This is a genomic window from Butyricicoccus sp. OF10-2, from assembly GCF_003481925.1.
Lineage (GTDB): Bacteria > Bacillota > Clostridia > Oscillospirales > Butyricicoccaceae > Agathobaculum > Agathobaculum butyriciproducens.
This window is the reverse complement of the sequence record NZ_QUMC01000013.1, coordinates 34,722-53,177: the sequence shown is the minus strand read 5'-3', so window position 1 is coordinate 53,177 and position 18,456 is coordinate 34,722. Positions and strand designations below refer to the sequence as shown.

12 protein-coding genes and 1 riboswitch are annotated in these 18,456 nt (G+C 54.6%); of the genes, 4 read left to right on the top strand and 8 right to left on the bottom strand.

Features of this window, described 5'->3' with window-relative positions; all coding sequences use genetic code 11:
* Positions 1-3: 3 nt before the first annotated feature.
* Together DXB00_RS08405 and DXB00_RS08400 are read right to left on the bottom strand one after the other, a co-directional pair.
* Positions 4-6,774, bottom strand: coding sequence for a S8 family serine peptidase (locus DXB00_RS08405; RefSeq protein WP_118729222.1), 6,771 nt, complete (start codon positions 6,772-6,774; stop codon positions 4-6).
* A 31-nt stretch (positions 6,775-6,805) separates the two neighbouring features.
* On the bottom strand, positions 6,806-10,792 hold the full coding sequence (locus tag DXB00_RS08400) for an S-layer homology domain-containing protein (RefSeq protein ID WP_118729223.1): 3,987 nt from the start codon (positions 10,790-10,792) through the stop codon (positions 6,806-6,808).
* Between the two features lie 577 nt (positions 10,793-11,369).
* A riboswitch (purine riboswitch) is annotated at positions 11,370-11,470 on the top strand.
* A gap of 68 nt (positions 11,471-11,538) precedes the next feature.
* On the opposite strand from DXB00_RS08400, the gene DXB00_RS17710 reads away from it, so the two are divergent.
* On the top strand, positions 11,539-12,141 hold the full coding sequence (locus DXB00_RS17710) for an amidohydrolase family protein (protein WP_305143098.1): 603 nt from the start codon (positions 11,539-11,541) through the stop codon (positions 12,139-12,141).
* Positions 12,141-12,854, top strand: coding sequence for an amidohydrolase family protein (locus DXB00_RS08395; protein WP_305143097.1), 714 nt, complete (start codon positions 12,141-12,143; stop codon positions 12,852-12,854). The genes DXB00_RS17710 and DXB00_RS08395 overlap by 1 nt, the downstream gene beginning before the upstream one ends.
* A 56-nt stretch (positions 12,855-12,910) precedes the next feature.
* Here DXB00_RS08395 and DXB00_RS08390 read toward each other — a convergent pair whose 3' ends face one another.
* The gene (locus DXB00_RS08390; protein ID WP_116705343.1) at positions 12,911-13,126 is read right to left on the bottom strand and encodes a hypothetical protein; all 216 of its coding nucleotides are present in this window, start codon (positions 13,124-13,126) and stop codon (positions 12,911-12,913) included.
* 398 nt (positions 13,127-13,524) lie between these two features.
* Between DXB00_RS08390 and DXB00_RS08385 the strand changes: the two genes are divergently transcribed.
* On the top strand, positions 13,525-13,947 hold the full coding sequence (locus tag DXB00_RS08385; protein ID WP_118729224.1) for a MarR family winged helix-turn-helix transcriptional regulator: 423 nt from the start codon (positions 13,525-13,527) through the stop codon (positions 13,945-13,947).
* Positions 13,948-13,958: 11 nt separating this feature from the next.
* Complete coding sequence (locus tag DXB00_RS08380; protein ID WP_116705346.1) at positions 13,959-14,585, top strand: YczE/YyaS/YitT family protein; 627 nt, start codon at positions 13,959-13,961, stop codon at positions 14,583-14,585.
* An 18-nt stretch (positions 14,586-14,603) separates the two neighbouring features.
* Here the strand turns inward: DXB00_RS08380 and DXB00_RS17705 are convergent, their stop codons facing one another.
* The 5 genes from DXB00_RS17705 to iolE form a co-directional block, all read right to left on the bottom strand.
* A complete protein-coding gene (locus DXB00_RS17705) occupies positions 14,604-14,738 on the bottom strand; it encodes a hypothetical protein (RefSeq protein WP_278278737.1) in 135 nt (44 codons plus the stop codon).
* 240 nt (positions 14,739-14,978) lie between these two features.
* Entirely contained in the window at positions 14,979-16,163 is a 1,185-nt protein-coding gene (locus DXB00_RS08375) for a Gfo/Idh/MocA family protein (RefSeq protein WP_118729225.1), read from the bottom strand.
* 14 nt (positions 16,164-16,177) lie between these two features.
* Positions 16,178-16,858 (bottom strand): 3-oxoacid CoA-transferase subunit B, encoded by a 681-nt coding sequence (locus DXB00_RS08370; RefSeq protein ID WP_118284779.1) that lies wholly within the window; start codon positions 16,856-16,858, stop codon positions 16,178-16,180.
* Positions 16,851-17,546 (bottom strand): CoA transferase subunit A, encoded by a 696-nt coding sequence (locus tag DXB00_RS08365; protein ID WP_118284780.1) that lies wholly within the window; start codon positions 17,544-17,546, stop codon positions 16,851-16,853. The genes DXB00_RS08370 and DXB00_RS08365 overlap by 8 nt, the downstream gene beginning before the upstream one ends.
* A 20-nt stretch (positions 17,547-17,566) precedes the next feature.
* A complete protein-coding gene (iolE, locus tag DXB00_RS08360; protein WP_118729226.1) occupies positions 17,567-18,454 on the bottom strand; it encodes a myo-inosose-2 dehydratase in 888 nt (295 codons plus the stop codon).
* Positions 18,455-18,456 lie beyond the last annotated feature (2 nt).

The following is an 18,456-nucleotide window of genomic DNA, read 5'->3' as shown; positions in this document are numbered from 1 at the left end:
GACTTACTTGCCCATCTCGCAGAAGCGCATGAGAATTGCAGCAACCTCTGCGCGGGTTGCATTGCTCTTCGGGTTGAGTTTGCCGTTCGAGCCGTTTACAATGCCGTTGGCAACTGCCCACTGCATTGCGTTCACCGCGTAAGTGCTGACACTTGCAGCATCAGAGAACTCGCTCAGCGAACCGGAAGCTGCCGGAGAGCCAGCGTAGCGGTACAGCATGGTAACCAACTGCTCACGGGTAATATTGACGTTCGGATTCGTGCCGTCGGAAACACCGTTGGTCTTGGCCCAGTTCATGCCCTTCTCGTACCAGGTCGAACCGCCGGTGGTGTCCTCGCCAGCGTAGCGAGCAAGGATCGTCATCAGCATACCGCGGGTCGTGGATGCATTCGGAGAGAACTTTCCACTACCTGTGCCGCTCATCAGCTTCTTGCCGGACACATAAGAAATGGCAGATGCAAACCAATCATTTGCAGTCACATCGCTGAATTTTTCAGTTGTTGTACCGCCGGTATTACTGCCATTGTTCGGATCAGCAGGCTTCACAGGTGTTGGGCTGCCGCCAGAGGAAGAACCACCGCCACCGGAAGATCCGCCACTATTTCCGAAATCCTTCCATTTGAGGAGTGTACCATCGCTGCGCCGAACGTCATAACCTGAAGTCGGCACGATTTCCGGCGCATCGGTTGCAATGATAAACCGTCCATCCGTATTGTTGGTAAATGCAGTCTCATCGACCGCTGTTACTGTTTTCGGCAGAGATACCTCGTGCATTTGATTACCTGCAAATGCATTTGCAGGAATTTTCTCCAAGCCATCCTCATAGCCTGGCAGACGATCCTTGACCACAAGCTCAACAATCTGGTTGTTCATAAATGCTTCTTCGCCGATCTCTTCCGCGGTATCCGCCAGAACAACGCGACCGATCTTGTTGTTTTTGAAAGCTCGGGTGCCGACATGAGCAGTGTACTTACCGAGCTGCAGCTCGGTGATTTGGTTGTTCTCAAATGCGCCGGTACGTACACGATGTGTCAGCTCCGGCAGTTCTACCTTTTCGATAGCATTGCCGCGGAAAGCATATTCATCAATACTACGCAGCTTGGCGCTGTTAATGTTCTTCAGGTTCCATCCAAAGGACTGCAGCCCGGTGTTCATAAACGCGCCGATGCCGACAGTTTCCACGCTGTCCGGCAGGATTACACTGGTCAGTTTTGCATCCGCAAAAGCAAACGGTGCAATTTCCGTGATAGCACCTTCACTGCCCGATGCTGGAAGTGTCAGCGCACCGCCTTCTCCCAGATAACGAAGAATGGTCGTGCCCTCAATAATATAGTCCTTGCCCGGATTTTTTACAACCGTCTGTGAACCAGCTGCCTTGCCGTTGATTTTCAGAGTGATAACGGCATTTTCTGTCTGCCGGTCAATCGGCAGATCGAAATAGCCATCCGCATTAGCCGTTGCTGTATAGGTTTTGCCGTTTACAGTTGCCTCAACGGCTGCATTCGGCAGCGAGAAGCCGCGCAGTGTTTCATCTGTATCCAACACAGGGGTACACAAATGCGGTGCCACCGTATCATACAGGAAGGTCAGCGCATTGCTGCGTGCCAGCTTGAGCTTTACCGATGCATCGGTGCTGATATAGGAAACGCCTTCAATTCGAATATCCGGCGGCGTAATGGTCACCGTCTTGCCGATCTGATAGAACGCCGACGCCGGAAGATTGCGCGTCATGCGGGTTTGATTCGGCGCGTACAGCGTATTTCGTCCCAGAATATCCTCGGAATCGCGGATATTGACCTCGGTCAATGTTACCGTCGCTGGATTGATCAAATACTGCTGATCGACCGATTGCAGCTTGGTATTCTCCGCGGTGAACACCTGTGCATACGGAAAATCATACGAACTGCGGACACCGAACGCCTCATCGGCAATTTCGGTCAACTTATCCGCATAAACCTGCACATCGCGAATGCTATCAAAGGCATTTTTGCCGATCTTGGTCACGCCCGGCATGGTGATGCGCAGCGGACTGCCCACTGCCTGGAAGGCTTCCTCAGCAATCTCGTGTACGCTTTCCGGAATGGTCAGCGTCAAGCCCTTATCCGAATCGCTGTACTGATACTTGAATGCGCCCTTGCCGATGGTCGTGAGTGTGGAGGGGAACGTTATGTTGCGCAGCGCGTTGACCTTGAAGGCCTCCTCGTCAATCGTCTCCACGCCCTCCGGAATAACAACGCTCGTCAGTTTGCGCGCGCTGTCCTTGCCGGTGCCGTCAAATGCAGCCTTGCCGATATGCTTGACGGCTACGCCGCCAATCGCTGCCGGAATGACAACCTCTGCCTTGCTGCCCTGATAGCCGGTGATGGTCTGCGTTTCCGGGTCAAAGATAAAAGCATTTTCGTCATCAATCACAGGCGGCTGCTCACCGCTGCCGCTACCGTTGGGATCATCTGTTTCCGGATTGCGTTCCGCATCGGTCGGATACAGCCAGTTTGCTCGGATAGCATAGCCGCCGGCAGGAGAGATCGTCGAAGTGGCTGTAAAGGCGCCATCGTAAACGAAAGAGCGCTCTACCGCCTTTTCCACTGCTCCGGTGTCATAAAGAACGCCCATGCAGTCAGCAAAATCGGTCTTATCTTTCGCGTAGGTGACGGCCACATAGATCGGCTTGTCGGTCTTTACCGTGTACTCGGAAAGATCGACGGTGTTCCACGCATTGGGCGTTTCCACCTGATAATCGTGGAACGGCGCCAGCTCGATCAGTCGGCCGGTATCGTTATAGGTCAGCACGCCGACCTGCACATGCTCACCGCTGTAATACTGGTTCTGCACGAAGAAAATATCCGCGCTTTGCAGCATGCCGCCCTTGTGCGGCGTCTGGAAACGTACCGCTGCGCCCTTCGGGCCGCTGGTGAACTGAATGGTCTGCGCGGTATCCGCAGAAGCGTTGATGCCGTAGTCGGTCTTTTCGCTCTCCACGCCGGAAATGGGCGTGAGTGCTACGGTTTCCATGGTGTTGCTGCCCGCGCCGATCGTGATCTGCTTTTCTACTGCCATATAGCCGTTTTTATAGAAGCGGGCGGTATAGGTGCCGGCGTATACCTCCGCGGTATAGGCACCGGAAGCGTCCGTCGTCAGCATCGGCACATTTTCGTCATCGACCAGACGAACCAGTGCTCCATCCAGAGCGTTTCCGTCTGCGTCCGTTACCTTGCCGGAAACAGCAGCCTTTTCAGCCGGGTGCATGTAAACGGTCGGAACCGTGATCTTGCCCTTGCCGGAAACGGCCTGCGTCTGCGTCTGATAGCCATAGGCCTCAAAGCGCAGCGTATACTTGTTGTCCCCGGAGGCCGCCTGCGTGATAGAATAGCCGCCGTCGATCTCGCTGGACTGCGCGGTGCGCTCCGAACCCTCCACCGTCACTTTTGCGCGGAATGGAATGCCGGACGTACCATCACTGGTGCCGCTTGTCACCACAGCCATGCCGATACCAGACTGATCGTGATAGCCGGTCAAGCCGTTTGTCAGACCGTAGCCAAGCGCCTGACGCGCCTTACCCTTGATTGTGCTGGACAGCTGACTGCTTTCCGATGCAGAATGATACTCCTGCTGCTCGCTGCCGATCATAACATTGTCGATATGCCAGCCAAGGTTGTAACTAGAAAGGTATACTGTTTTTCCTACTGCGGCGCGGAAACGAATATTCACCGTTTTGCCGGCGTAATCTTCCAGCGAAACGCCGATCTGATGCCAGGTAAAAGTCTGCTTATCATCCATCACCGTTTCGCGGGATACGAGCGGCTGCCAGTAGTCACTGTCCGCCGGTTTGATCTCCACCGTATAGCTTACAGCGTCCGAGGCAGATTTAGAGCCGCAGTACGAATCAAAATAGAGGTAATCGCCAGACTGCACTTGCGTTTCAGGCAGCATCAAACCGGCATCCTGACAGTTCGAAGGCCGCTTGTTCAGTGTAACACCCCATTGAGAAGTAAGGTTTTTAGAAAGCCCTTCCCATGCATCGCGTTCAAGCAGTTCACGATCCGCAAGATCCTCCGGTAGAGTGGGCGTACCATGAATCCAGTCATTCACTGTGCCGGTGATAGCAGAGGCGGTAAAACCGCCGTTATCCGATTCAAAATCGTACTTTGTAAGATGCTCCGGCACCTTGTAGGTCAGCGTCAGCTCGTCCGAATACTCGCCTTCGTTGCCTGTAAAGTCCACTGCCTTGACGCGATAGGTATAGGTCTCGCCGTTTTGCGCGGTCGCGTCGGTGTAGTTGACATGATAGTGCGACAGGGGACGCTTATCCTCCTCGCCCTTGTTGATAAACTGAAAGGCATCGTAATCCTGCTCGATCTCGGCCAGCGTTTCAAAATCACCGCCCGCGGTCTTGCGCTCCAGAACATACTTTGCCATATCGGTCTCTTCGTTGGCGTCAAAGTGCAGGGCAAGTCCCTTGCCGCTGACGCTGGCAGCGAGCGCCTGCACCTGTCCCGGTGCGACGGTTTCATTCTTCACGACCGAAAGGTTATCCAGATACCAGCCGACGCCCTCGTCCGGGTCGGAATCGTGGCCAAAGAAGTACACACGGATCTGGATGGGAGCCTCCGCGCCTGCGTACTTTTCCAGAGAGAAGGTGCAGTGCGTCCATTCCCGCTCGGTAATATCCGGGCGGAGAATCACATCGTAAAGATCCTTCCAGCTATCCTCACCTCCGCCGGTGGTGGATACCTGAATTTTCGCCAGACACAGGCCGGTAAAGCCGGTGTACATATCCATGCTCAGCGACGGATGCTCGTCTGCCTTTACCGTACTGAGGTCGATCGGCGGCAGATACAGATTGCTGTCCACCCGGCGCTCAAACCAGGCCTTGCCGGGGTTGATGCCGATATAGGTCGTGTTGCCGTCGCCGGGCAGCTCGGGCTCGCCCTTGTTCGTGCGCTTGGAGATGCCCCAGCTACCGTCCATGAGGAAGCCGGGCAGACCGTTATCCGCATTTTCAAAATTCTGCGTCCACGGCAGGGTCATACCCGGCAGCACGCTGACCGTTTTATCAATGGTCGTTTCGTGCATGCCGTAGTCCACCGTCTTGACCGCAAGCGAAAGTTTGCCCTTTGCCAACTCCTTGCTAGGGATGGTGTAGGTGTATACGCCGTTGTTCTGCTCGCCGGAGGCGAGGCTCATTTTCACCGTTTGGGCCTCGGCGCCCGGCACGGTATAGGTCAGCTCTGCGCTGCGGATGGATACCGCATCGGCAAGACGTGCCGTCACCTGAATATCGCGCCCCAAATAGTATTCATCCTGCATATCAAATGCGGCGGTCGGCGTGTCGGTGTCCTCACCATCCTGCAATACTTCGCCTTCCAGCGTAACAGTATCGCGGCCTGCTAGCTTGGCAACGGCATCATAGGCGTTGACCAGGCCATAGCCGTAGGCGATATTGGGCGATTCTGTATAGGTGCTGTCAGTCAGCGGCTCGGCCGTTTCCTCCAGCAGTGCTCGAACCTCCTCCAGCGTATCCACCTTATCCTCGCAGTCCAGCTTTTTCGCCGCGGCGCGGATGAGTGCGACAACGCCGGTCACATGCGGCGCCGCCATAGAGGTGCCGTTCCAGCTGACATAGTTGCCGTTTGAATCCACCGAGCGCACCTGTACGCCCGGCGCAGAAATTTCCGGCTTCTGTCCGGCCTCCGGGAAGGCGGACGGTCCCTTGTTGGAGAAATTGCCAATCTCCTTGTCGCGGTCGGTCGCGGCAACAGCCAGTACATTGGCGTAGTTTGCCGGGTTGGAGATCGTACCCGCGCCGGGTACCTCGCCAGAGGTATTGCCGGCGGCAAACACCGGGATAATGCCGGCATCGACCCAGGCGTCTACAACATCCTCGAACCAGCGGTCGTCATCGTTGCTGCCGCCCCAGGAGTTGTTGATAACATCCGGCTTTTGCTCCAGCATCCATTCTGCCGCAGCGATCAGGTCGGATTCCCGGCCGCCGTCCTCGCTCATGGCGCGGGCGCTGATGAATTTCGCGCCCGGCGCGACGCCGATGCGGTTGAGGTTATCGCCCTCGCGGCCGACGATCGTACCGGCGACATGCGTGCCATGATCGTCCGACGAGGTGTGCTGCGGGGTGTCGTAGCCGTCCACAAAGTCCTTGTACTTGCCGCTCCACGCGTTTTTCAGCGCGTTTACATTGTAATTTGCGCCGCCGTCGATGATACCGACGGTCGCGCCGGTGCCGTCCACGCCGAACTCATCCCACACCTTATCGGCATGCACCTGCAAAACGCCCCACTCAATATCGCGCTCATCCGGCTGATAGATGGTGTTTGAGAACAGCTTGATGCTGCTCTCCTCCTCTTCGGCATCCTCTACCGGCTCTACACGCTCTACGGTGCCGTTCCATGTGATCTCGTCCACATCATCCAGCTGCGCCAGCTTATAGACCAGCTCTTTCGAGCTGATCTGCGCATGGATGACGTTGGTGATATAGAACGATTCCCAGCTGATTACATCGTCGCTCGCATTTTCCAACAGAGCGCGGGCCTGCGCCTGCGCCGCGTCCGCCTTCTGCTTGAGGGTGAGGGAGGAGCCCTCTGCCGATTTGAAGTAGATCAGCAGGTCATACGGCGCTTGTTTGCCAGCCAGCACCGACTGCACCGCGGCGCTCTGCGTATCCGCCGCAAAGGCGTATGCCGGCATTGCGCCGGGCAGCAGCACCGCCGCCGCCAGCAGCAGCGAAAGCCCTCGCCGCAGTATGGTTTTCATTGGTTGCATATGTGCTTTCTCCTGTCAGTCCATAATGAGATCAATAAATGTACTTGTACAGCACCACATCAACAGAGGCCGTTTTGTAGCCCGCCTTGTACAGCGTGATAGTGAATACCGGCCAGTCTGTTTTTTCATTCGTGAAGGACGAATCGTTAAAATTAAACAGCTCTAGCATTTCGTTCTGATGCTTGTACAGGCTTTCCAGAACGACTGCCTTTACGCCGCCGGTGCTCCAATTTGTGGTGGTGGAATCCACACCGAGGATCACCTTATTATCCGGCTCACTCTTTTTGGCGATGGTCGCACTCATGTTCTTCCAATCGTCCGCGGTAAGATCAGAACCATCCGCAACGAACAGGCTGATCGTGCTGGTGTAGAATGCTTTGGGCAGACCGTCCTGCATATCCGTTACCGCATTGCCGTAATTATCTCCGATCTTATCGGTCTGAATCGGCAGGTCATGGCCGTTTTCGTTCACCGCGCCGTAGGTGACGGTAAAGGTCGTCGGATTCGTAACGCCGACGACCTTCGCCGTCAGCGTTACGGTATTGCTTTCCAGATAGTCCTTAATGGACGCGTAGGGGATCTCCACCCAATAGGTGTACGCGCCATACGAGCCGGTAGAAACCACCTTCGCGTTTTCGATCTTGTTTTCGCCGTAGTACACTTCCAGACCGGTGTAGCCCTCTTCCGAGCCGCTAAGCTGCGCCCGCGCCGCCGCATACGGAGACAGGTCAGACACATTACCCACCGTCAGCGAACGATCCTTCTTGTAGGACAGCGTGACCTCCGCAGATTCGTCATCTGCTGCGGCAGAAACCACAATCGTTACCGTTTTTGCTTCCGCAAGGCTGGACGCACCGAGGAGCTTTTCGCTTACCAGCGTGATCGTCTTGTTTTCGGTATCCACAGTATAGTCCTCACCGACCTTGAGCGTCGTTTTATCTTCGCCGGCCTTGCGCGCTACCTCAATCGTGCTCATGCTCTCCTTATCAAAGCTGAAATTGCTGAGCGTCAGCATCGGATTCTCCGAAGCGTAGTAGCTGGACTGATTGGATTTCAGCGCAGGCGCGCCCATGTAGGACAGGCGGATGCTGACGCTGGACAGACCTCGTACACGCATGACAAGCGTTGCATAGTCGCCGCCGTAATAGCTGTTGGAGAGATGCTCCTTCACCGCGTCAAACGGTACGGTCAGCTTGTATACATTTTCCGTATCGGTCGCCGTCAGCGTGATGCCCTCCGCGGTATCCCCGCTGCCGAAGGCGAAAGTGGCTGCCTGCGCATCCTCCGCCGGCACATTTACGAAGGTCACATTGGTCGTAAACGGCTTCTTACGGGAGATACTCGAGTATTCCGTGCTGCCATAGGCGATGCCCTCAAACTTTGCGCTGCGGTCGGTCTTGTAGTTAATGCTCATGTTGAATTGGCTGCTGCCCAGAGACAGCTTTGCGGAAAGACCGTAGCTCGGAATCGTGCCGTTCAGCAGCTTTTCGCTGTTGATGGTGATGGTTTTGGCTTCGGCGTCATAGGTCAGGCCGTTGCCGACGGTCAATGTCACCATGTCCGAACCATACCCCTTTGTCAGATTAATATCCGAAGCACTGCCCTTGAAGTTATTAACCGTAACGGTAACATCTTCATTCCAGTTGTAGGTTTTGTCCGTATCCCAGTCGATGGAGAGCATGTTCTCCGGCGCGGTGAACTTGATCTGCATGGTGACTTCGTAGCCATCAACAAGCGGCGAACGGTTAATGCAGTTGTTGTACTTGTTGCCTCCGCTCAAATAGTCCAATGTATTGCGCACAGTAACGGTATTGCCCGCGCCCATCTTGCCTTCCTTCACACTCCATGAAGAACCCAGAACGCCCTCAACCGTATTGCCGTTGGACAGCTTGACGGTTACCTTAGTCGGTAAGTTATAATAATAGGATGAGAGGTAAGATGAACTGTAATCGCATTCCAGTGTCGAGATCGGCTCATAGCCGGTAACGGTGATTTCGCCGTTTTCGGCTTCCCGCCACAAGGCCGTTACGGTCGTATCGGCAGTGATGGTGATAGTATCGCCCGGTTGCTTTTCCTGCGCTTCGCCGTCGCCGGTCTTTACGCTCCATGCCTGGAATACATGGTTGGATATTTCTTCGCCGTCTGTTGTACCCTTCGGTGCAGAAAATGCGCAGGTGGGAAGCTCATATTCTGTGTTTTCCTTTACTGCTGCAGGATCCATGCTGCCGCTGCCCTCACCGGCGGAGAAGGAAATTGCGTACTCGCTCACCGGCACCGTCACAGTAATTTTGCCGGAATCCGCTTCCGCGCTGTTTTTGTGCTCCGCCTTGACCGCAATGGCGCGGATGCGGGTCATTTCGGTGGTCAGCGTCACCGGAGAGGCATAAACCGCGCTTTCGGCGGTCGGCTCGGTGCCGTCCGTGGTGTAATGAATGACGGCGTCCTCAGTCGCACAGCTCAGCGCAAAGCGGTCGGTCGTCAGAAACGCAGAACCGGTCTTGGACGCGCCCTCGCCGTCCGTAAACGCGATGACCGGCGTCGCCGCCTGCTTCATTTCAGTCCACAGGGCATACACTGTGGTGTTCGCGGTGAATTTCGTATCGGTTGTTACCTTTGTACCGGTGTTGTTCTTTTCGGTCGTCCAGCCTGCGAACAGATAACCCGCGCGCGTCGGCTGCGCCGTCGGCAAAGCAGAAAGAACGCCTTTTGTCGTTTTTAGCGCTGCCGGAGCGTTTTCACCGCCGTTGGCATCAAAAGTGATAGTGTATTCGGTCTGCGCAGACGAACTGCCTCCAGAGGAAGAACCGCCACCGGAGGACGATCCGCCACCGCCGCCAGCGGTGCCGGACGAAGCCGTTCCGACCGTTTCGGTCTTGCCTGCGGATACAACCTTATCACCGGCCTTTACGCCAGAAACGCCGCTGGCTGCCGTCACCTTTGCTCCCTTGTTGGTCACTGAAATGTCGTTCGCATTCGCTTTGACTTCGGTCACCTTGCCCTCGCCGGATACCTTGACACCTGCAGCATTGGCATAGATTGTGCCGACAGCGGCATTCTTCTGCACAGAAACGGCCACCTTGCTTGCGGCGGTCACGCTGTCCAGCTTGCCGTCCACCGTCAGATCGGTATAGGCGGTAACTGCGCCGAGCTTGCCATCTACCGCATGAATCAGCACCGTATCCGATGGATTAGAAACGATCGTTCCCTTTGCAGCCGTTGTGCCAGATGCAGTAACACCGCCCGCGCCGCCGCGAATAACAATGCGGCCGGTGACGGTAACATTGCTCAGCATAACGCCGTCCGCACCATCCGCAATGACGAGATCGCCATTGACCGTCACGCCGGAAAGCAGCGCGCCGCTAGCACGGACGATTAAGTTGCCCTCTACCGTGCGATTCGATGCACCCTCTTCTCCGATAAAGGTATCGGTCATGCCGGTGATCAGCTTGGCAAACTCCGCGCGGGTGATGTTGGCTTTGGGGGTCAGACGGCCGTTTGCGCCGTTCACATAGCCGCCTTCTACCAGCGCCGCAATGCTGTCTGCCGCCCAAGGAGATACACTGCCGTTATCTGTAAATTGTTCAAGTGCCGCAGAGGAATCGTCTGTCAACGCAAAGGCGCGCGCCAGTACAGTAAACGCCTCCTCGCGTGTAACAGGATCGTTAGGATTCATCATACCGTTAGAACCCTGCAGAATCCCCATCTGCACAGACTTTGCTATATCGTTATAGTACCACTCACTCGGCAGTACATCATTAAAATTCGTCAAGGAAGCACTCTTCACTGCGCCAAAGGCACGATTGACGATGGCAGCAAGCTGCGCGCGGGTAAGCAATCCCTTGCCATTGATTTTGCCGTTTGAACCGCTGAGCAGACCGTTGTCGATTGCACGAATCAACGGTTCTGTTGACCAGTCATTCGGCAAATCGCTGAAATCAGAACGATTTGCTGCAAAAGCGTTCGCTGGCAGAAGCATCGTACCGGCCAACACCAGCGCAAGAGTGTTTTTCTTGTTCATATTCTTCCTCCTTCGATCCTTAATTAGCCAAAGCTAACTTCCAATCCGAAAATTTGTCCCTCTCCAGGGACAGTTGCGTGGTTAGCGCATGCTAACCACGCAAAGAAGTATATCACGCTTTTTTTTCGATGTCAATTCTATGTTGATTTTGTGTCTTTTCCTGTCCGATCCAAAGAAAGCAATATTTTCCCTGGATTGATAGAAACTTGCAATTATTCAAAAAACAAAAAGCTTCCGACAGGCTTGTAAACACAATAACCTATCGGAAACTTTTTGCGCGTTGTAAAATGAAGTTGCGCATTTTACAACGCGCGGTTTTTATATTTTCGCTGTCTTTCTCAACTGGTATCTCCGAACAATTTCCCACATTGTATTGACAAACATCCAGCCGAGACCGTCGAAAAACTTCGTTTTTCCGACAATCTGTATTGCCTTAATATATAGTGTATTTGCCCTGATGCAATACATTTCCGCAGCCTTTTTCATTCACTTTTCTCATCGGCTCAACCCCAAGGATAGCATTTGACCATGTCTTACAGAATTCTTCTCTTGACAGCGGCGGCTTTCCTCTGCTATAATACCGCTCGGAAAAAGAGCTCATATAATCTCGCTTGATATGGCGCGGGAGTTTCTACGAGATCGCCGAAAGATCTTACTATGAGTGTCCGATGATGGAACAGGTCCATCTTTCGGGCACTTTTTTCATGTCCATTTTTACAGAACATCGTACAGAAAGGTCGATCACAATGAAACTGCTCAAAGGCAACATTATTCACGCGCCCATGCTTGAAAAGCTCGAAACGATCGAAAACGGCGCACTTCTGCTGGAGGACGACGGCACAATCCGCGAGGTGCTGCACGCGGCGCCGCAGGACTTTGACGGCCGCGTCTACGACTGCTCAGGTCTGCTCATCATGCAGTCGTTTGCCGATATGCACCTGCACGCGCCCCAGTTTCCGAACGTCGGCATGGGCATGGACCTGCCGCTGCTCGACTGGCTCAAAACCTACACGTTCCCGGTCGAGGCGAAGTTCGCAGACCTCGACTACGCCCGCCGCATCTACCGCCGTCTGGCGCACGACCTCATCGCAAACGGCACAACGCGCGTGTGCATGTTTTCCTCGCTCCACACGGACGCGACGCTCGTTCTGATGGAGGAGCTCGAAAACGCCGGTGTGACCGGCTTTGTCGGCAAGGTCAACATGGACCGCAACGGCGGTGAAAACCTTGAGGAGACCACCGAGGAGTCCATCCGCGAAACGCGCCGCTGGCTTGAGGCTGCCGCCGCTTCCGCTTTGTCCGCCCGATCATCACGCCGCGCTTTACCCCAGCCTGCACAGACGAGTTGATGACCGCGCTCGGCAAAATTGCCACCGAGCAGAACCTCTGCGTCCAGTCGCACCTGTCGGAAAACCTCGACGAAATCGCATGGGTGCGCTCGCTCCACCCTGACTGCGCGCAGTATTGGGAGAGCTACGACAAGTTCGGCCTGTGGAAAAGCCACACGGTCATGGCGCACTGCATCCACTCGGACGAGCGCGAGCGAACCGCCATCCGCGAGGCAGGCGTCGTTGTGGCACACTGCCCGGACTCCAACATCAACCTGTGCAGCGGCATCGCGCCTGTGCGCGAAATGCTGAACGAAGGCATTCACGTCACCCTCGGCACGGATATTGCCGCAGGCTCGTCCCTCGCCGGCAGCCGCATGGTCACGATGAGCATTCAGGCGTCCAAGGTTCGCAGCTTCACCGACCCGGCACACCCGGCGTTTCTGACCGTGCCCGAGGCGTACTACCTCGGCACGACCTCCGGCCACCGCTATTTCGGCGCAGGCAGCGGCTTCACCCCCGGCGACCGCCTGCACGCTGTCGTGGTGGATGACCGCAGCTTCACCGAGACCCCGTGGGCGCTCAGCCTGCCCGAGCGGCTTGAGCGCGCCCTCTACACCATGAACGCCGCAAATATCACAGCCGTCTGGTCGGAGGGCCGTCTGGTGCATACCCACGAGGCGAAACCTGTCCGTGAACACAGAACGCGCATCGTCGCGCGGGGCGCGAAATAAGCTTGCACAGAAAAACCGGAGAGCCGGGGGATTTTTCCCTGCTCTCCGGTTTCGCTTTATTCTTCTATCCGGTCGAGAATATCGTCCGCGAGGTCCTCAAGCTGCTCGTGCTCCTCGCTCCACTCGTCGTAGGCTTCGGAGCTCATGTTCTCCGGCTCGCGCTCGTCGAGCGCGGCAATGCGGCGGCGTATCTCTGCAAGATACGCCGTGAGCGCCTGCCGGTCCATCACGTCGAGGTCGGGCGACGCGCCGAATGCAATGATTTCCGCCATCTCTGCTCTCCCCTTTCCGTTGTGGCTCTATCATACCATCTTCTGTCGCGCCCCGTCAATACGTTTCGCGGTTGTCTTTTTCTGTATCCTGTGCTATGCTAAATGCACAGTCACCGCTTTCCCGTTTCTACGAAAGCGGTTTCGATTTTTTTGAGCAAAGCCTGCAAATAAAAAGTCAAGTTCCAAACAGGACTTGAGAAAAGAAAAATTTCGGTTGATTGTAAACTGAAGTTGAACACTCAAGGCAATACCGCATACCTGGGTAAGAGCGATTTGCGAGCACAGTTTGCGCTATTTCCACGAATTTTTTCGTTTTCCGCGTTGGTGCTCTTGACATACGAACCAATCCGCGCTAATATACAATGTATTGTATATTATATTTAACAAGGTGAAATTACATGGATATTTCGTATATTCTCACACGAAAAATACAGCAATTATCGCATCGCATCGTACTGCGCCGCAACAAGGATCTGAAAAGCATGGGACTTACCGCCGAGCAGGCGGACACGCTCCTGTTCTTTCATGCGCACAGCGGCAGCTCCGCCTCCGACCTACGGTGCAGCCTCGGCGTGACCCACCAAGCTGCGCGCGCACTCGTGCAGCGCATGGCGGACAAGGGTCTGCTCTGCGTGACGCCTTCGCCGCGCGATGCGCGGTACAAGCTGATTGCGCTCACCGCCGAGGGCGAGGAGCTTTACGAAACCATGCAGCGCAACTGCACGAACTTCGGTGACCGTCTTCTCGAGCACATCCCGGCAGACGACCGCGAAAAACTGCTTGCGATGATCTCGCAGGCGCTCGACAACATGGAAAAGTGAGGTGAAACCGCATGAAACCTTCCTCTGATCTCAAAAAGCGTACGGCCTGGTATATTCTCGGTCTGAATCTGATTGCAGCGGCAGTGGTGCTCAACATCCGCTACAACGTCGGCGTTGCCGCGTTCAGCTCGGTGATGTACGCCATTTCAGAGATTTATCATATCTCGCTCGGCACAGCATCCATTCTCTGTTATCTGCTGTTTGTGGTACTGCAATGTATCCTTTCGCGCAAAATCACACTTACTTATCTGCTCGAAATCCCGCTTTCGTTTGCGTTCGGCATACTTACCGACGTGTACGACTGGCTCATTCCCGTGCTACCGTTTCCGCTGCCACTGCGGCTGCTCTGCTTTGCGCTGACGATGTTCATCACCGGCGCGGGCGTGTTCCTCTGCGTCAAGAGCCGCATGGTGCTTACCCCGACCGATGGCATCGTGAACACGATATCCGAGGTGTTTCATCTGCGGTTTTCCACCGTCAAGAACGGGTTTGACCTCTCTATGGTTGCCATCAGCGCTGGATTGTGCCTGTTCCAGCACTGCCCGTTTTACGGCATCGGTGTCGGCACGGTGCTCTCCGCACTGCTGCTCGGACGGGTCCTCAAGCTTTTTGAACTGCTCCCGCTGTCCGGCGCATAAAAACGCCGCCTGCACACATCATTCCTTGATGTAGCGCAGACGGCGCAGAAACTCTTCGTTATCGGTTTTTTCGCAGATGGCGTCAATGCCGGAGAAGATGATCCAGACCGCCATGCCGCGCCGCGCACACAGTACGAACAGATCAATGATCACACCGATTCCTGTCCCGCGAACGGGAAAAAGCGAATCAGCCGCTTGCCTGCCTTAGGAATTAAACAGGCGCACAAACCGTTGAGGTCTGTGCGCCCTTTTCATCTGTCAAATCTTAAATTTAGTTATTTCCCAACATCAAATGCCGTTAATACGTCCGAGTCTACCTCCCCGTCTTTGATTGTATGGGGTATTTCAATGGTATATCCCGTGTTAGTGTAAATACACATACTTTATAGTTTGTCAAGTGTAGTTCACCCAAACACTGTCTTGATCCGACGAACGCACACAGTTTTCGATGAAACGGACACCCTCCGCACCGTCGCGGATATTCGGGAACCAAATATCATCCATGACTACATTGGACGATTCTCCATGGATAACACGATCCATTGCAGTTGCGAACCGGCGATACAGATTCGCCCAAGACTCAAATAGCCCTTCGGCATGTCCACCTCCCATGCGGTCACAAGTGATGGCTTCGTCATCCTGATAGAGATATCCCTGACCACGATCTAGAATCTGAACTGGCCTTCCCTGCTCCTCAAAAATAAGCTGATTGGGGTGTTCATCCCACCACTCGATAGATGCCTTTTCACCGACTACTCGGATTTTCTGCTGATGGGTAGAACCAGCGTTGACACAGCTCGCCCACAGGTTGCCGACCGCACCATTATCGTATTGGATCAGAACAAAAGCGTTGTCCTCCAGAGGGGCACGGCTCTTGACAAAGCTCTGTCTGGCACACATCAGCTTTTCAATTTTGAGGTTGGGTACCATGGTTTCAGCGAGGAACAGCGCATGTGTACCGACATCCCCTAATACGTAGGAAGGTCCCGCCTTTTCGGGGGTGACGCGCCACTTTGTACCCGGATCATTCGCTTCCACAGCGGAGGAATGATAGCCGTGCGCAAATTGCATGTTGATGATGCGGATTTCGCCTAACATCCCTTCCTGAATCATGCGGCGTGCCTGATGAACCATCTGAGCACCAGTATAACCGTAGGTCACGCCAACGATGCGATTTTGCTTTTTTGCAAGAGAAACCAGTTCTTCAGCCTGTTCAGTTGTAAAGCAAAGCGGCTTTTCACAGATGGCATGCAGACCGGCTTCGAGCGCGGCTTTCAGGATCTCGTAATGCGTAAAGTTGGGAGTCGCGATAGAGACCGCCTGAATGCCGTCCGGGCGCTTAGCTTCCTCGGCAAACATGGTCTTGTAATCGGGGTAGCAGCGCTCGGGGGCAACGCCCCAGTTGACGCCGAATTCCCGGCCGCGCTCCTCGTTCACATCGAACGCACCCGCGCACAGCGTGAACAGGCGATCCCGCAGCGCGGAATTGCGGTGGATATAACCGATCTGGCTGCCGCGGCCGCCGCCAACCATACCCCAGCGAATGGGCTGTTCCAGATGGAATTCCTCGTTAAACATAATCAATATCCTCCTTATACGATATTCATTTCTGTCAAATTTTTTGAAATTGCAAACTCAGCTTCGGTTACTGCCTGCACATCGTCAATCGTATACTGTGGATTTAATTCAGTCAATACAAGACCTGTATCTGTAACATTAAACACACACATTTCAGTGATGATTTTAGTGACACAATGTACTGCTGTTAACGGAAGCGTGCATTTTTTCAGAATTTTAGGAATGCCTCGTGCCGTGTGTTCCATCGCAACAATGACCTGACGAACACCTGCCAGCAAATCCATTGCGCCGCCCATTCCGGGGGTTTTCTTTCCAGGGATCATCCAGTTTGCAAGAGATCCCTCCTGATCCACTTGCAGGCTTCCCAGAATCGTGACATCTACATGTCCGCCCCGAATCAGACCGAAGGAGGTCACAGAATCGATGAATGCGCCTCCGGATGCTACCGCAGCCAGTTTGCCGCTGGCATCTGTAATATGCGGATGCCGCGTATCATCCTGCACCTTGTCTAATCCGATAATTCCATTCTCCGATTGGATCGTCACACGGATATCGGAGGGTAAATACTGCGGAATAAGCGTCGGAAGCCCAATGCCAAGGTTTACGACCATGCCATTTTTCAATTCCAAGGCTGTGCGACGTGCAATAATCTCCTTGGCGGAACGTGCTTCAAATGCGTTCAGAGCTTCACTCATCGTCTTGCCCCCCATTCACAATATAATCCACCAGAATCCCGTATGTCTGCACATCTTCAGGTCGAATCTCTCCCACGGATACCAGTTGCTCGGCTTCTGCAATGACGATATCTGCAGCAGTTGCCATAACCTGATTGAAATTGCGAGCCGTGCCGGCATACCAGACATTTCCTTCCTCATCTACCTGCTGACCACAAATCAACGCGAAATCAGCGCTCAGAGGACGCATCAGTAAATAGTCAACACCGTCGATGTTCTGCCGCCCGACCACATAATCTTTTGCGTCCTCAACCAACGTGCCAACGCCGGTTTTGGTTAAGGTTCCGCCCAGACCGGCACCGCCTGCTCGGATCATCTCCGCCAAAGAGCCTTGCGGCAACAGATCAATACGCATGGTACCGGCATTCATCTGCTCTGTTGCCTCTGGGTTCAGTCCAATATGGGTAGTAACTAAGCGGCTGACCTGATGATTGTGAATCAGCTTGGCTACGCCATAATACGCTTCTCCGTTCGGGCCTTCCAAGAGACCGGCATCGTTGCAGATGATAGTAAGATCCTTCTTTTGACTGGCTGCTAGCGCATCCATGAGACGATGTGCCGTGCCACATCCCAGAAACCCGCCGCACATGATTACGGCACCATCCGGAATCATATCAACAGCTTGCTTAGCGGAAAGTTGTTTCTTCATGCTGCACCGTCTCTCCTTAATTATACGCCGAGCTGCTCGCGCATGAACGCGCGCGCTTTCTGGGCGTACTCCAGCGGATCAGCCTTAGCGGGATCCTGCTCGGCCTCCACAACGATCCAGCCCTCGTAATCGCTGGTCTTCAGAATCTCAAAGATCGACATCCAGTCCACGCAGTTGCCGTCGCCCGGCACGGTGAACATACCGTTCTTTACACCCCACAGGAAACTGTGGCCACCCGACTTGACCTGCTCAAACACCTCGCTGCGGACATCCTTCACGTGGATGTGCGCAACACGGCCGATGTACTTCTTCAGGATCTCGACCGGGTCCTCGCCCGCAATCGTCGAGTGGCCGGTGTCGAACAGCAGTCCGACCAGAGCCGGATCGGTCAGCTTCATCAAGCGGTCGATCTCATCCAGCGACTGAATGCCTGTGCCAACATGGGGATGGAAGCAGACCTTCATTCCCTTCTTTTGGGCGCGGCGGCCCAGCTCGTTCAGACCCTCGGCCAGATTCTTCATCTGCTCCTCAGTCAGGATCGGGCAGTTGGAAAAGAGAGGAGTCTCCTCCTGGCCGTGTACGGTCACGCCGCATTCACCGACGCCGATCACACGAGCGCCCAAGCCATAGGTAAAGTCCATGTGCTTTTCAAACTCTGCAAAGGTACGCTCGTTCTCAAAGGTGGTGAAAAAGCTCGAGAACCACATATTGCAGATCTGCAGACCGCGCAGATCGAGCGCCTTCTTGAGCACATCAAAATCCTTGGGGTATTTGCAGCCACCCTCGCTACCCTTGTATCCAGCCAGAGCCATTTCGCTCAGGCACTGCTGATAAGTCAGTTCGCCGCCCAGAGAGGGCAGGTCATCGTTCGTCCAGTTGATCGGCGCGCAGCCAAATTGTACCTTCATAT

Excerpts from the sequence above, each read along its gene's own strand:
- DXB00_RS08365 (WP_118284780.1), bottom strand. The coding sequence starts at position 17,546 with ATGAAGAAACAACTTTCCGCTAAGCAAGCTGTTGATATGATTCCGGAT.
- DXB00_RS08380 (WP_116705346.1), top strand. The coding sequence starts at position 13,959 with ATGAAACCTTCCTCTGATCTCAAAAAGCGTACGGCCTGGTATATTCTC.
- DXB00_RS08405 (WP_118729222.1), bottom strand. The coding sequence starts at position 6,774 with ATGCAACCAATGAAAACCATACTGCGGCGAGGGCTTTCGCTGCTGCTG.
- DXB00_RS08375 (WP_118729225.1), bottom strand. The coding sequence starts at position 16,163 with ATGTTTAACGAGGAATTCCATCTGGAACAGCCCATTCGCTGGGGTATG.
- DXB00_RS08395 (WP_305143097.1), top strand. The coding sequence starts at position 12,141 with ATGACCGCGCTCGGCAAAATTGCCACCGAGCAGAACCTCTGCGTCCAG.
- DXB00_RS08400 (WP_118729223.1), bottom strand. The coding sequence starts at position 10,792 with ATGAACAAGAAAAACACTCTTGCGCTGGTGTTGGCCGGTACGATGCTT.
- DXB00_RS08385 (WP_118729224.1), top strand. The coding sequence starts at position 13,525 with ATGGATATTTCGTATATTCTCACACGAAAAATACAGCAATTATCGCAT.
- DXB00_RS08370 (WP_118284779.1), bottom strand. The coding sequence starts at position 16,858 with ATGAGTGAAGCTCTGAACGCATTTGAAGCACGTTCCGCCAAGGAGATT.
- iolE (WP_118729226.1), bottom strand. The coding sequence starts at position 18,454 with ATGAAGGTACAATTTGGCTGCGCGCCGATCAACTGGACGAACGATGAC.
- DXB00_RS17710 (WP_305143098.1), top strand. The coding sequence starts at position 11,539 with ATGAAACTGCTCAAAGGCAACATTATTCACGCGCCCATGCTTGAAAAG.
- DXB00_RS08390 (WP_116705343.1), bottom strand. The coding sequence starts at position 13,126 with ATGGCGGAAATCATTGCATTCGGCGCGTCGCCCGACCTCGACGTGATG.